Source organism: Thioalkalivibrio sp. ALE23 (genome assembly GCF_000378545.1).
Classification (GTDB): Bacteria; Pseudomonadota; Gammaproteobacteria; order Ectothiorhodospirales; family Ectothiorhodospiraceae; genus Thioalkalivibrio.
In genome coordinates this window covers 81,470-95,621 of sequence record NZ_KB900034.1, presented here as the reverse complement: position 1 = coordinate 95,621, position 14,152 = coordinate 81,470, and the positions used below count along the sequence as shown (strand labels likewise).

Genomic DNA, 14,152 nt, shown 5'->3' with positions numbered 1-14,152 from the left:
CTCGCGCCATTGCTACGTTATAAAATAACGAAATGATCCGACACGCCCTCTCTCGCAACCGCCGCCCGGGACGGGCCGCAGCGGTCCTGCTGCTCATGCTCGGCATCCTGCTGCCCGCGCTCGCGCTGGCCGGCCACCCCCTTGGCGGCGGCCCGGAGTCCGACGCGGATGCCGATGCCACGGAACAGCCACCGCCCGCCGAAACGACGGGACCCGCCGATGCCCCGGACGCTCGCGCCGACGCCGGGCTCCCGGGAGGGGATGACGCCGGACCGCTGGAACGGCTGGTCGGCTGGGTCCTGCATACCCAGCGCCAGCTGCACCGCGAACTGACCCGGGGACTGCACGGGCTGCGCGACGCGCCCTCGGCACAGGCGGGCGCCCTGCTGATCCTCGTGAGCTTTCTCTATGGGGTCTTCCACGCCGCAGGACCGGGGCACGGCAAGGCGGTGATCACCACCTATTTGCTGACCCAGCCGCAGAACCTGCGCCGCGGCATCGCGCTGTCGGCGGCGTCATCGCTCGCCCAGGGCGTCACGGCCATCCTGCTGGTCGGTCTGCTGGTCGGCCTGCTCGGCTGGCTGACACGCGAGACCCTGGGACAGGTCCGCCACCTGGAGATCGCCAGCTTCGCCCTGGTGGGACTGCTGGGCGTCTGGCTGATGGGGCGCGCCCTGCGGCAGGCCTGGCGGCGCCGTGCGTCCGCCGCGCACGGGCATGACCACGGGCACGGGCACGACCACGGGCACGGGCATGACCACGAACATGACTGCGGCTGCGGCACACCCCACCACGTCGACCCCGATCACAAGGGCACCTGGTGGGGCACCGTGCTGGCCGTGGGCATCCGCCCCTGCTCCGGCGCCGTGCTGATCATGGCGGTATCCGCGGCCGTCGGTCTGGTCTGGGCCGGCGTGGCGGCCGTCCTCGCAATGTCCGCGGGTACCGCCATCACGGTCTCCGTGCTGGCCATGCTCGCGGTCTACGCGCGCGACTGGACCCGGCGGCGTTTCACCGGCACCCGCGCCGCGCGCCTGACCTGGATCGGGCCGGCCTTCGGCCTGACCGGCGGCGCGATCATCGCGGTACTCGGCTTCAGCCTGGTGCTGGGGGCCGTGGCCGCGGGCCCGGCGATGCATCCGCTCGGCATGTAGGGCGGCCGTCCCGCGCTTGCCCCCGCCCCGCGCCGTCCTCTACTTTGCAGGGCAAGACCAGTCCAGCGAGACCGCGCATGTCCAACGCCCGGGTCCACCCCGCGACCATCCGTCCGGAAGACGCTCCCACCCTGCCGGCGCTGTTCCGCACCCGCGTGGCCGCGACCCCCGATGCCCCGGCCTACCGCCAGTTCGACCCCGAGCGCGAAGAATGGACCTCCAGCAGCTGGGGCGAGATGGGCCGCACGGTCGACCGCTGGCAGGCGGCGCTGGCCACCGAGGGCCTGCGGCCGGGCGACCGCGTCGCCATCATGGTCGGCAACTCGCGCGAGTGGATCGCCGCCGACCTCTCCGCCATGGAAATGGGCCTGGTCACGGTACCGCTGTACACCGATGACCGTCCCGAAAATGTCGGTTACATCATCGGGCAGACCCAGGCGCGCGCCCTGCTGATCGGCGACACGGTGCATGGCCGCCGCCTGCTGGAGCATCTGGAGAAGATGCCGTCGCTCAAGCGCGTGGTGCGCCTGAGCGACAACGCGGGCACCTCGGGCGATCCGCGGGTCCTGCCACTGGAAGACTGGCTGCAGGGCGGCGACCCGTCCGCGATCCGCTATCCGGAACTGGACCCCGACGCCCTCGCGACCATCGTCTATACCTCCGGCACCACCGGCCGGCCCAAGGGCGTGATGCTTTCGCACCGCAACATCGTGGAAAACGCGTGGGCCTCGTCCCTCACGGGCCCGCTCGGACCGTCCGACCGTTTCCTGTCGTTCCTGCCGCTGTCGCACATGCTGGAACGCACCGCCGGCTGCTACATGCCCATGATGGTCGGGGCCGAGGTCGCCTTCGCCCGCTCGATCCAGCGCCTGGGCGAAGACCTGCAGACCATCCGGCCGACGGTGCTGATCTCGGTGCCACGGATCTACGAACGCGTGCATGGTCGTATCCGCGCCGGGCTGCGGCAGAAGTCGGCGCTCGGCCGCTGGCTGTTCGAGAAGACCGCCGCCGTCGGCTGGCGCCGGTTCGAACACCAGCAGGGCCGGGGTCGCTGGTCCCCCGCCTTCCTGCTGTGGCCACTGCTCGACCGCCTGGTCGCGCGCAAGGTACTCGACCGCCTGGGCGGCCAGGTGCGTTTCGCGGTCTGCGGCGGGGCCCCGCTGCCTCCGCCGGTGGCGCAGCTGTTCATTGGCCTGGGGCTGCCGGTACTGCATGGCTACGGCATGACCGAGGCCGGCCCGGTGGTCACCGTGAACACCCCGGACGACAACCTGCCCGCCTCCATCGGCAAACCGTTGAAGGACGTCGAAGTACGCATCGGTGAAAACCACGAGCTGCAGACGCGCTCGAACTGCGTGATGCTGGGCTACTGGAAAAATGAAGAGGCCACGCGCGAGACCATCGACGCCGACGGCTGGCTGCGCAGCGGCGACCAGGCGCGCATCGACGACACGGGCCACGTGTTCATCACCGGCCGGATCAAGGACATCCTGGTGCTGACCAACGGCGAGAAGGTACCGCCGGCGGACATGGAGATGGCCATCGGCCTCGACGGCCTGTTCGACCAGATCATGGTGGTGGGCGACGGGCAGCCGTTCCTCACCGCCCTGATGGTTCCCGAACCGGACGCCTGGCAGACCTTCGCCTCCGACCAGGGGATCGACCCGGCGACCGCGGGAGAACCACCGCGCAAGGTGGAACGCGCGATCCTCGACCGCATTCACCACCAGCTGGAGGACTTCCCCGGCTACGCGCGCATCCGCCACGTGTACGTGATCCACGAACCGTGGAGCGTGGAGAACGGCATGATGACCCCGACCATGAAACTCAAGCGGCCGGTGATCCGGGAGCACTACCGCGAGGCGATCGCGACCATGTACAACGGCCGCGACCGCTGAAGGAAACGCTGATCAGGACGGTTCCCGGGATTCGCCGGCTTCCGCTGCGTCCCCCTCCCCGTCGCCGTCATCGTCGGCCTCATTGGCCTCGTCGGTCGCCAGTGACAGCCCGGCGTCCGTGGCCACGTCGGCCAGATCGCGGATCTCGTCCAGCGGCGGCAGCTGGTCCAGGGCCTGCAGTCCGAGATCGTCGAGGAAGGTGCGGGTGGTGCCGTACAGCGCCGGTCGCCCCGGCAGCTCCTTGTGCCCCACCACGTAGATCCATTCCCGTTCCTGCAGCCCGCGCATGATCCCCGAACTGACCGCCACCCCGCGCACCGATTCGATCTCGGCGCGGGTGACCGGCTGGCGATAGGCGATGATCGCAAGCGTCTCCAGCAACGCGCGCGACAACCGCTGCGGGCGTTCCGGCCGCGCCGCGCGCACGCTGCCCGAGTACTGCGGCCGGACGCGGAAACGATACCCGCCGGCCGAACGCACCAGTTCGATCGCGCGGTCGGCATAGCGCGTCTCCAGACGCGCCAGCGCCGCTTCCACCGACGCGCGCTCGACCTCGCCCGATTCCGCGCAGGCGGCGCGCAGATCGCGCAGGGGTACGGGTTCGGTGGCGGCAAAAAGAACCGCCTCCAGGGTCAGCTCCAGCTCGTCGGGCGCATCGTGTCGGGACATCGGCCCTCCCGGGCATGCCTGGACCAGGCCACGATTATACCGGACCGCGCCGGCCCCGCATCCGCCGGCAGCGCTGCGAGCAGTATTTCACCTCGTCCCAGCAACGCGCCCATTTCCGCCGCCAGGTGAACGGACGGCCGCAGACCACACAGGTCTTCTGCGGCCTTTGCGGCCCGCGCGCCGCGCGGCTCACCGGGGCCTCACTGCGGCGGGCAGACCCCGTCGCGACAGCGGGAACGCCAGCGCGAACGGGCGAACACGTTGTACACCCGGTCCATCAGCCAGACCACCGGCGGCAGCCGATGCAGCACCGCCCCCGCCACGCGGTAGTACGGCAGGTGCCGCCAGGTGGCGACGAAGGCGTAAGCCCCGCTCACCACCCGGCCGTGTTCGTCCACCGCATGCATACGCCGCATGGCGTCCTCCCACGCGATGCCGCGGCCTTCCAGCGCCGCGGCATCCGCATGGATGTCCCGCCAGTCGATCCGGCCGGCCGTGTCCAGGCGCCGGTAGTGGCCGATCTCGCGGCGGCACAGCGGGCAGCCGCCGTCAAAGAACACCACGGGCCGTTCGCGCGGTTCAGGCATGGCCGACGGGCCCGCTCATCTCGTGGCGCGCCTCGGGCAGCGCCCGGAGCGCACGCTCCACCACATCGCGCGCGAGACCGCGGGTCATCTCGCCGTCGGCGGGGATCATTTCCGTGCGCACCGCCAGCGCCATCGCCAGCGCCTGCAGCAGATCACCGTTGCAGGTGTCACCCAGCACCGCCACTTCGTGATCCACCGTGGTCAGCACGCGGTCCAGCAACTGCTGCACGCGCACGGCCGAATCGGTCTCGGGATGCAGCGCGAACTCGAAGGTCAGCTGCTCCCCGCTTCCGCTGGTGTAGCGATACGGCAGGTATTCCATGGCTCGCCTCCTTGTTGTTGTCTCTGATGGGCCGGAACACGTCCGGCCGGCCTGTCGCGTGATCCGCGGCGAATGGCGATCTCCGTGATCCTTGGGCCGTGCGGAGGTCCCGGAGTTCGCCACAGCCGGACCTTTCCTGCGCTATTCTTGCTTCCGATGAAACGGTACTCCGGGTACAACCACCACGAAACCCCGACGGCGGAGCGGCGCCCGCGATGATGCTCCTGGGTCGACGTCGCCGCGCCCGGCCACCGGGGCCGCTGCGTTACCTCTTGTGGCTGCTCGTCGCCCTGCTGGGGCTGGTGCTGGCCGCAGTGGTCGCGGTGCTGCTGTATTTCGCCCGGGTCGATCCACCTTACGGCATGGCGATGGTCACGGCCACCGACCGTGCGACCGCCTCCCGTTACCGCCCCCAGTGGCGCTCGCTGGAGGAACTGCCGGACGCCGTCCTGCTGGCGGTGATCGCGTCCGAGGACCAGCGCTTCCCGCGGCACCGCGGATTCGACTGGTCGTCGGTGCGCCAGGCCCTGACCGACCACGCGCGCGGCGGACGCCTGCGCGGGGCCTCGACCATCACCCAGCAGACCGCCAAGAACCTGTTTCTCTGGCATGAGCGTTCCTGGCTGCGCAAGGCCCTGGAGGCGGGTCTGACCGTGGGCATGGAACTGCTGTGGTCCAAGGAACGCATCCTCGAGGTCTATCTCAACCTGGCCCAGTGGGGCCCCGGGATCTATGGCATCGAAAATGCGGCACAGCATTATTTCGATGTCCCCGCGAGCGAACTGACCCCGCAGCAGGCCGCGCGTCTGGCGGCCATCCTGCCCTCCCCCGGACGCCTCGATCCGGTGACCCCGGGCGAAACCCTCGAGCGCCGCATTGCGTGGATCGAGGAGCAGATGGGGGTGCTGGGACCCGGCTGGCTGCGGCCGGTGCGGGAATCCCCGGGGAAACACTGAACGGGACTTTGGTCCGGGCTTCCGGACCTTTACACTGCGAAGTTCCATCCCGCCCGTCCGAGGTTCCGCGTGGCCGCACCACTTCGCTCGCCGCAGCGCCTGCTTTTCGTCCTCCTGGCCCTGCTCCTGACCACGCTGGCCCTGACCACCGGCCCGGCCATGGCGGACGATGCCCCCTCCTCCGCCGAGACCCACGCGGCGCTGATCGAGCTGCTGGAAGATCCGGAGGCGCGGGAACGGCTGCTGGAGACCCTGCGCGCGGAGGGAGGCGCCGCGGATCCGGCGGAGAGCACGGCGGAAGACGAAACCGCCGAACAGGCGGTGACCCTGCCCCGCCGCATCGCCCGGCTGACCCAGGGACTGGCCGAGGGCACGGTGGCCGAGGTCCGCGCGCTGGGCACGGTGGCCGAAGACACCGTTGCGCAGCTGCGCGCCATCGACCCGATCCCCTTCGGCATGGCGGTCGGAGACCTGGCGATCATCATCCTGATCACCCTGGTGATCTACTGGGTCCTGCGCCGCGTGGCGTCGCCGATGTTCGGCGGCATCGATCGCTGGGTCCTCAACGCGGCCGAACAGTACCGCCTGCTGCGGACCCTGCCCGGGGTCGGCCTGGCCGCGATCATCGACTTCGTGGCGGTGGTCCTGGCCTGGGTTGCCGGCTACGGCCTGGCGCTGTTCGTACTGGGCGAACCCGGCGCCATGGAGACCCGGCATTCGCTGTTCCTCAATGCCTTCCTGCTGATCGAGCTGGCGCGCGCCGCGCTGCGGCTGATCTTCGCCACCCGCTACCAGGGCCTGCGCCTGCTGCCCATGGCCGGGGAAGAAGCCGCCTACTGGAACGCCTGGCTCGCGCGCATCGTCTCCTACATCGGTTACGGCCTGCTGCTGCTGGTGCCACTGACCGGCATGCATGTCTCCCCGGAGGCCGGCCGGTCCCTTGGCCTGCTGGTGATGCTGACGGCCTTCCTGTACGCCGCCACCATCATCCTACAGAACCGCCAGCGGGTGCATGACCGGCTGATGGCGCTGGCGAACCGCTCGTATTTCTCGTTCACCCGCATCGTCACCAGCCTGCTGGCACGGTCCTGGCACCTGCTGGCGCTGCTTTATTTCCTCGCCCTGACCGTCGTCAGCATCGTCCGTCCGGACGACGCGCTGCCGTTCATGGCCACGGCCACGCTGCAGACCCTGATCGCGGCCTTCGTCGGCTTTTTCATCGCGACCCTGCTGACCCAGATCATCGGGCGCGAGATCGCCATCCCCGACGAGACCCGCGAGAAGTTCCCGCTGCTGCAGGCCCGTCTCAATGCCTACGTACCGCGGGCCCTCAAAACCATGCGTCTGGTGATCCTGCTGATCGTGCTCGCGGTCATCGCCGACGGCTGGGGCGCGTTCAACCTGTTCGACTGGGTGCGTTCGGATGCCGGAGCGCTGATCCTCGGCACGGCGATCTCCGTCGCCCTGATCCTGCTGGCGGTGGCGCTGGTATGGCTGGTGTTCGCCAGCTGGATCGAGCACCGGCTCAACCCCGCGACCGGCGACGGCGAGCCCACCGCGCGCGAGCAGACCCTGCTCACCATCTTCCGCAATGCGGTGGCGATCGCCCTGCTGGTATTCACCATGATGATCGTGCTCGCCGAGCTCGGCATCAACATCGGCCCCCTGCTGGCCGGCGCTGGCGTACTGGGCCTGGCCATCGGCTTCGGCGCGCAGAAGCTGGTGCAGGACATCATCACCGGGGTGTTCATCCAGCTGGAAAACGCCATCAACGTCGGCGACGTCATCACCGTTACCGGCACCACCGGCACGGTGGAGAAACTCACCATCCGCTCGCTCGGGCTGCGCGACCTCGCCGGCACCTACCACCTGATCCCGTTCTCCGCGGTGGATGCGGTCTCCAACTACATGCGCGAATACGCCTACCACGTGGGCGAATACGGGGTGGCCTATCGCGAGGACATCGACGAGGTCATCGTCCGCCTGCGCGAGGCCTTCGAGGAGCTCAAGCAGGACCCGGAACAGGGCCCCAACGTGCTCGACGAGATGGAGGTGCACGGAGTCACCGCGCTGGACGACTCCTCGGTCAACATCCGCATCCGCATCATGACCGCGCCCGGCACCCAGTTCGGCCTGGGCCGCGCGTTCAACCGCCTGGTCAAGCGCCACTTCGACGCTGCCGGCATCGAGATCCCGTTCCCGCACACCACGCTGTACTTCGGCGAGGACAAGGACGGGTCGGCGCCGGCGGCCAACCTCCGGGTGCTGGAATCGCGGCGCATGCCCGAAGCGGAAACCGACGATACCGATTACTCGCGGGACCGCCGGGCACGCCCCAATCCGAAACACAAGGGCGACTACGACGACGTCGACGAATGACGGACCAGTGACCGGCCGGCCGGTATCCGCCCCGCGGGCTGCCGGGGGTTCTTGGACCGGCGGGCCGCTCCGGTGAAGATCATGGCATGCGTCTGCTGATCCTGGTCATACCGCTGCTCCTGCTGATCGCCTGGCTGCCGGGCTGGTGGGTTCGGCGCACCATGGAGAAATATCACCGCCCCGAAGATCGCTACCGCCACAGCGGCGCGGCCATGGCGCGCGAGCTGCTGCACCGCCACGGTCTGACCCATGTGGACGTAGAGACCACGAAAGACGGCGACCACTACGATCCCGGCGATCGCACGGTGCGGCTGTCGCAGGAGAACTATCACGGCCATTCGCTGACCGCGGTCACCGTGGCGGCCCACGAGGTCGGCCATGCGGTGCAGCACGCACGGGGCTACCGCCCGCTGCAGCTGCGCGGCACCCTGGTGGCCGCCACCCGTCACGCCCAGCGGCTGGGCGCGATCCTGATGATCGGCATCCCGATCATCACCCTGATCACCCGCCACCCGGCGCCGGGCATCCTGTTCTTCCTGGCCGGCGTGCTGTCGATGGGCATGGCGGCGCTGGTCCATTTCGTGACCCTGCCCACGGAACTGGACGCGAGTTTCCGTCGGGCGATGCCGATGCTGCGCGAGGGCGGCTACCTGCACGAACCGGATTACCGCCACGCAGAGCGTATCCTGCGCGCGGCCGCGTATACCTATCTCGCCCAGTCACTCGCCAGTCTGCTGAACATCGCCTCGTGGTTCCGCGACCTGCGGCGCTGATCGGGCGAGTCGCCCGTCAATGGAACGTACGGGCCATCTGCGCGGTCTCCCCACCACCGCCACAGCGGGCCTCGAGGCTGTTAAGCTGTGGTTCATCACTCGCCGTCAGAGTGGCAAGAGACATCCTTTCAGGAGAGCAGTACGATGCAGAAACATTCCCGGTCGATCATCGGCCTGACCGCCGCCGCAGTCCTCGCACTGGCCAGCGGCATGGCCCACGCCCAGGGCATGGGCCAGGGCATGGGCGGCCAGCAGCAGCCGCAGCAGGGCGGCCCGCAGATGGAGATGCAGGAACTCCAGCAGACCCTCGCGCAGACCCAGCAGCAGGCCATCGAAAACAACCCCGAGCTGGAGCGCAAGGGCGAGGAACTGGAACAACTGGTCCTCGACAAGATGGAAGCCGCCGGTTTTGAACCGCGTTCCGATCTGGACACCCTGGAATCCGCCGAGGAAGGCCTGCGTGATCCCGACCTGAGCGCGGAAGAACGCCAGCAGCTGATCCAGTCCGAAGACGTTCAGCAGGCGCAGCGCAACCTGCAGGAAGCCCAGCAGGCCGTAGCCGAGGATCCGGAGATCCTGGACGCCCAGGAATCCCTGCGGGAAGACCTGATGAGCGCCATGCGCGCGGAAAACGCCGACATTGACGATGTCATCGAGCGCATGGAAGCCCTGCAGCAGGAAATGATGCAGCAACAGCAGCCCGGGGGTGGCGGTGGCGCGCCCGGCATGGCGCCCCAGCGGTAAATCCGATCACGCGCATTTCCCGCGTCGGATCCGAAGGCCCGGTCACCTGACCGGGCCTTTTTCGTTTCCGCCGAGGCCTCCCCTCGGACCGGCCGGAACGTCAGCCCTGCCCGCCCTCGGGCAGCCGGCCGTGCGCCTCGGCCAGTGCCCGCATCTCGCCGGCACGTTCCCCGGGCACCCACTCCCAGTCAAAACGCCAGTCCCAGTTACCCTCCACCGTCCCGGGACGGTTCATCCGGTGTTCGCTGTCCAGCTCGAGCACGTCCTGCATCGGCAGGATCGCGATACGCGCCGGCGAGGCGTACGCCGTGCGGATCAGCGGCCAGGGCATGGTGTCGGCCGCATCTTCCGGTTCCCCCAGGACATTCAGCACGTGCTGCTGCATGGGTTCATCCAGTGACGCGAACCAGCCCACGGTGGTGTCGTTGTCATGGGTGCCGGTATACACGGCGCTCATCTCGTCATGATTCGCCGGCAGGTACGGGTTGGCCTCGCCGCCCTCGAACGCGAACTGCAGGATCCGCATGCCGGGAAAATCGAAGCGCTCGCGCAGCGCAGTGACCTCCGGCGTAATCACCCCCAGATCTTCGGCCAGCACCGGCAGGTACCCGAGTTCGTCGGCCAACGCGTCGAAGAATTCGGCACCGGGCCCCTCGAACCAGTAACCCCGGGTCGCGTCCGGCTCCTCGGCCGGGATTGCCCAGCTCGACTCGAATCCCCGGAAGTGGTCGATCCGCAGGGCATCCACCGTCTCCAGCGCCCGCCGCACGCGAAGGATCCACCAGGCGTAGCCGGTCTCGGCGAGGCGGTCCCAGCGGTACTGCGGATTGCCCCAGCGCTGTCCGGTCTCGGAGAAATAATCCGGCGGCACCCCGGCCACGGTGCGCGGCTGTCCCTGCGCATCCAGGTCGAACAGCTCGCGATTCGCCCACACGTCCGCCGAATCATGGGCAACGAAGATTGGCATGTCCCCCAGCAGCATCAGTCCGCAATCGTTGGCATGGCGGCGCAGCGTACGCCACTGATCGGCGAACACGAACTGCACGAAGCGCACCTGCTCCAGCGCCTGCGCTTCTTCGCGGGCCACCCGCTCCAGGGCCTCCGGCTCGCGATCGCGGAACTCCGGGTCCCATTCCCACCACGGGCGATCGTCGTGGCGCGCCCGGATCACGCAGAACAGCGCGAAGTCATCCAGCCAGATCGGCCCCTGTTCCTCGAGGAACGCACGGCAGGCCGAATGCAGCGCATGTTCGTCCCGTGCCACCGCCTCACCGGCCCGTTGCAGCAGTTCTTCCACCGGCCGGCCGTCATCGACGATCCCGGTCGACTCCGCCAGCCGCGCGGGATCGATCATCCGCGGATCACCGGCAAACGCCGAGATGCTGGCATACGGCGACCCGTCGCTCTGCACCGGGTGCAGCGGCAGGATCTGCCACAGGGTGAAACCCGCCGAGGCCGCCCAGTTGACGAAACGAAACGCCTCGTTGCCCAGGGTACCCACCGGATGCGGCCCCGGCAGCGACGTCGGGTGCAGCAGCACGCCGGCACGCCGGCGCTGCAGCAGCGGATTGGAATGCTGCGTTTCTTCCATGAATCAGTCCTGCCCTTTCCGCATGGTCCCTCCGGCAGCCGGATCGCCACCGCCCACCGACAGCACCTCCTCCAGGGCCTCGGGCACCGCCAGGCCGGCGAGCTGGTACAACCGGGCCAGGTGGCGCCGATAGAGCTGTTCGAAGTCGCTGACCGAACCCGCCGGGTTGTAGGCCCCGAACCACCAGCACCAGTCGGAACCCTCGCAGATCGCGAGCTGTTCGCGCAGTTCCGGTGTATCCAGCGAGGGGTCCTCCGCGATCGCCGCATCCACGGCCTCGCGGGCCTCGATCAGCCGATCCCAGCCACGGTTCTTGTCGGGGTCGCCAATCCAGGTGGAAAAGGTCCCGTAGACCCAGGAACCCGCCACCAGGCCGGGGAGCTCTACCGGCGCCGCACCCCCGGAAGTCGTCGCATGGGCGCACACGTCGTCGAAGGTGCACAGGTTGAGCCGCTCGTGCTGCGCCAGGGCCTCGTACAGCCCGCTGAGGAAATGGAAGCCGTTCTCGGGGTAGTACTCCCAGGCGTTCTCGCCGTCGAGGATCACCGACACCACGCTGCCGGCCGGGGCCACCTCGGCGATGTTTCCGATGTGGTGCACGAAGTCGGCCACCGCGTCATCGGCGTGCCAGTCGGCGTAGCGGAAGCCGATCGCGTCGGACAGTCCGTCATCGCGGAAATACAGCGCAATCTCGGTGTCCCGCAGTCGATAGCCACGGTGCAGCCAGCCCTGCAGGTCGCGGGGCCCGTCTTCCTCGCCCTCGCCGTTGCCGTTGCCATTGTCCTCCGCATCCGGCATGCCGCCGGCGGCTTCCAGGCTGTTGCCCAGCACGCCCTGGCCGCTGGCCGTCCATCGCAGGCCGTATTCGTCCAGCAGGCGAATGGTGGCCTCGCTCAGGCTGCCCTCGGACGGCCAGCAACCGGTCGGACGCATGCCGAAGTGCTTCTCGAACACCTCCAGCCCGCGTTCGATGTGCCAGCGCACCCGGGCTTCACCATCGGGATACGCCGGGGCCTCCGGCAGTTCGGCCTCGGGCATGGCCTCGCGGGCCGAAGCCAGGTCCTGCAGCAGCGGCATGATGGGGTGGGCGTAGGGGGTGAACGACAGCTCCACCCGCCCCTGTTCCGCCAGTTTGCGGTAGCGCGGGATCACGTTGTGCAGCTCGTCGCGCAGGATCTCCAGCAGACGCCGACGCACCCCGGACTCGAAGCCGGCTTCGGCCTTCAACCAGCACTGCAGTTCGGGCCGCGCGCGGCGCACGGTCTCGCCGGTCCAGGCCAGTTGATAGCAGGTGGCCAGTTCCTGGAAGAAGCGCCCGTCCAGATGCGCCAGCAGAATGTCGTCCTCCAGCGCCTGGCGTCCGATGGCCGCAAGCCGGGCAAACAGCGGAAACGGGTCGATCATGCGCGGCGCGTGGGCGCGCAGACAGGCGCGGATGATCTCGCGGCGCTGGTCCGGCTCCACCGGCACGATGTCCATGTGGAGCATGTCCAGCACCGGATCCCCGACCGGCACACAGTTCTTCAGGGCCCGGTCCACGCGCCGTGCATAGTCGGCGATCTGTTCCAGCAGGATGGGGGCGAAGTTCACCACCGCCCGCGCCCGCGGGCAGGCCTCCAGATGGGCCGCCATGTCGGTGTAGTCCTTCAGCGCATGGAGGTAGGTCCACGGCAGGGCATACTCCCGGCGGCCGCCGTCGAAGTACTGCGGCTGGTGCATGTGCCAGCACAGCACCACGTCCAGCTTGTCCGGAACACGGGCGAGGGCCTTCGAGGAGCGCTCAGCGGACATGGTGACGTCCCTGACCGAGCATCTCCGGGGTCACCACACGCACGCCCCCGGGCGAGACGTAGTAATCGCGGGCGTCGGCCTCGTCGTCCAGTCCGATCTCGGTCCCCGGCGGGATGCGGCAGGCCTTGTCGATCACCGCGTTGCGGATCACGGCGTTTTCGCCCACCTGCACGTCGGGCAGGATCACCGAGTTCTCCACTTCGCCGCAGGCGCTGACCTCCACGCTGGAGAACAGCAGCGAATGCCGCACCCGGCTGCCGGAGATGATGCAGCCTCCGGAGACCATCGAGTCGATCGCCATGCCTCGGCGGTCGTCGTCGTCGAATACGAACTTGGCCGGCGGGAGCTGCTCCTGGTAGGGCCAGATCGGCCATTCGCTGTCGTACAGGTTGAGTTCGGGGGTCACGCCGATGAGCTCCAGGTTGGCCTTCCAGTAGGAATCGATGGTGCCGACGTCGCGCCAGTAACCCTGGCGCTGGCCGGCCTCGTCGCGGAACGGGTACGCCATCACGCGGTTTTTCTCGATGATGCGGGGGATAATGTCCTTGCCAAAATCATGGCTGGAGAAGGTGTCGTCGGCATCCTTGAGGAGCTGCTCGAAGAGGAAATCGCGGTTGAAGACGTAGATCCCCATGGAGGCCAGCGAATGGGTCTCGCTGCCCGGGATGGTCGCCGGATCGTCGGGTTTCTCCTCGAACGAGGTCACGCGCCCCTCGGCATCCACGCCCATCACGCCGAACCCGGTGGCCTCCTCCTTCGGTACCTCCAGGCAGCCCACGGTCATGTCCGCCCCGCTTTCCACGTGCTGGGCGATCATCTGCCCGTAGTCCATCTTGTAGATGTGATCGCCGGCGAGGATCAGCACATAACTGGGGGCGTGCTGCCGGATGATGTCGACGTTCTGGTAGACCGCGTCGGCGGTCCCCGAATACCAGGAGGTCTCGATGCGCTGCTGCGCCGGCAGCAGTTCGATGAATTCGCCGAATTCCCCGCGCAGGAAGCTCCAGCCGCGCTGGATGTGCTGGATCAGCGAATGCGCCTTGTACTGGGTCAGGATCGCCACCCGGCGGATCCCGGAATTGATGCAGTTGGACAGCGGGAAATCGATGATGCGGAACTTGCCGCCGAAGGGTACGGCGGGCTTGGCCCGCCACAGCGTCAGTTGCTTGAGTCGCGACCCGCGACCTCCGGCAAGCACCAGTGCCAGGGTTTCCCGGGTCAGTCGGCTGACGAACCGTTGCGGCTGAGGGTTCATAGGCCCATCCTTGCAGAAAGCTGCTGGTTGCGG

General features: G+C 68.4%; 13 protein-coding genes. 6 read left to right on the top strand and 7 right to left on the bottom strand.

Annotation, left to right across the window (positions count from 1 at the left end):
* Window positions 1-32: 32 nt before the first annotated feature.
* A complete protein-coding gene (locus F573_RS0109215; protein WP_019022347.1) occupies window positions 33-1,154 on the top strand; it encodes a nickel/cobalt transporter in 1,122 nt (373 codons plus the stop codon).
* A 77-nt stretch (window positions 1,155-1,231) separates the two neighbouring features.
* The gene (locus F573_RS0109210) at window positions 1,232-3,052 is read left to right on the top strand and encodes a long-chain fatty acid--CoA ligase (protein ID WP_019022346.1); all 1,821 of its coding nucleotides are present in this window, start codon (window positions 1,232-1,234) and stop codon (window positions 3,050-3,052) included.
* Window positions 3,053-3,064: 12 nt separating this feature from the next.
* On the opposite strand, the gene scpB is transcribed toward F573_RS0109210, so the two are convergent.
* The 4 genes from scpB to F573_RS0109195 are packed head-to-tail and all read right to left on the bottom strand — an operon-like array spanning window position 3,065 to window position 4,630.
* Window positions 3,065-3,721, bottom strand: a complete 657-nt coding sequence (gene scpB / locus F573_RS0109205) for an SMC-Scp complex subunit ScpB (RefSeq protein WP_019022345.1) — start codon at window positions 3,719-3,721, stop codon at window positions 3,065-3,067.
* A gap of 34 nt (window positions 3,722-3,755) precedes the next feature.
* A complete protein-coding gene (locus F573_RS14860; protein ID WP_081617424.1) occupies window positions 3,756-3,914 on the bottom strand; it encodes a DUF2256 domain-containing protein in 159 nt (52 codons plus the stop codon).
* A 7-nt stretch (window positions 3,915-3,921) separates the two neighbouring features.
* Window positions 3,922-4,308 (bottom strand): thiol-disulfide oxidoreductase DCC family protein, encoded by a 387-nt coding sequence (locus tag F573_RS0109200; RefSeq protein ID WP_019022344.1) that lies wholly within the window; start codon window positions 4,306-4,308, stop codon window positions 3,922-3,924.
* Window positions 4,301-4,630, bottom strand: a complete 330-nt coding sequence (locus tag F573_RS0109195; protein ID WP_018870549.1) for a hypothetical protein — start codon at window positions 4,628-4,630, stop codon at window positions 4,301-4,303. Before F573_RS0109195 ends, F573_RS0109200 begins: the two co-directional genes overlap by 8 nt.
* 215 nt (window positions 4,631-4,845) lie before the next feature.
* Here F573_RS0109195 and mtgA point away from each other — a divergent pair, with 215 nt between their 5' ends.
* From mtgA to F573_RS0109175, 4 genes are all read left to right on the top strand, one after another.
* Window positions 4,846-5,586, top strand: coding sequence for a monofunctional biosynthetic peptidoglycan transglycosylase (mtgA, locus tag F573_RS0109190; protein WP_019022343.1), 741 nt, complete (start codon window positions 4,846-4,848; stop codon window positions 5,584-5,586).
* A 69-nt stretch (window positions 5,587-5,655) separates the two neighbouring features.
* Entirely contained in the window at window positions 5,656-7,965 is a 2,310-nt protein-coding gene (locus F573_RS0109185) for a mechanosensitive ion channel domain-containing protein (protein WP_019022342.1), read from the top strand.
* 86 nt (window positions 7,966-8,051) lie between these two features.
* Window positions 8,052-8,738, top strand: coding sequence for a zinc metallopeptidase (locus tag F573_RS0109180; protein WP_019022341.1), 687 nt, complete (start codon window positions 8,052-8,054; stop codon window positions 8,736-8,738).
* 144 nt (window positions 8,739-8,882) lie between these two features.
* Window positions 8,883-9,482 (top strand): hypothetical protein, encoded by a 600-nt coding sequence (locus F573_RS0109175; RefSeq protein WP_019022340.1) that lies wholly within the window; start codon window positions 8,883-8,885, stop codon window positions 9,480-9,482.
* A gap of 100 nt (window positions 9,483-9,582) precedes the next feature.
* Here the strand turns inward: F573_RS0109175 and malQ are convergent, their stop codons facing one another.
* Genes malQ through glgC form a run of 3 tightly spaced genes read right to left on the bottom strand, consistent with a single transcriptional unit; the run spans window position 9,583 to window position 14,119 of the window.
* Window positions 9,583-11,073 (bottom strand): 4-alpha-glucanotransferase, encoded by a 1,491-nt coding sequence (malQ, locus tag F573_RS0109170; RefSeq protein ID WP_019022339.1) that lies wholly within the window; start codon window positions 11,071-11,073, stop codon window positions 9,583-9,585.
* 3 nt (window positions 11,074-11,076) lie between these two features.
* Window positions 11,077-12,864: a glycoside hydrolase gene (locus F573_RS0109165; protein WP_019022338.1), complete on the bottom strand. Its 1,788-nt coding sequence runs from the start codon at window positions 12,862-12,864 to the stop codon at window positions 11,077-11,079.
* Window positions 12,854-14,119, bottom strand: a complete 1,266-nt coding sequence (gene glgC / locus F573_RS0109160) for a glucose-1-phosphate adenylyltransferase (protein ID WP_019022337.1) — start codon at window positions 14,117-14,119, stop codon at window positions 12,854-12,856. The genes F573_RS0109165 and glgC overlap by 11 nt, the downstream gene beginning before the upstream one ends.
* Window positions 14,120-14,152: the final 33 nt, after the last annotated feature.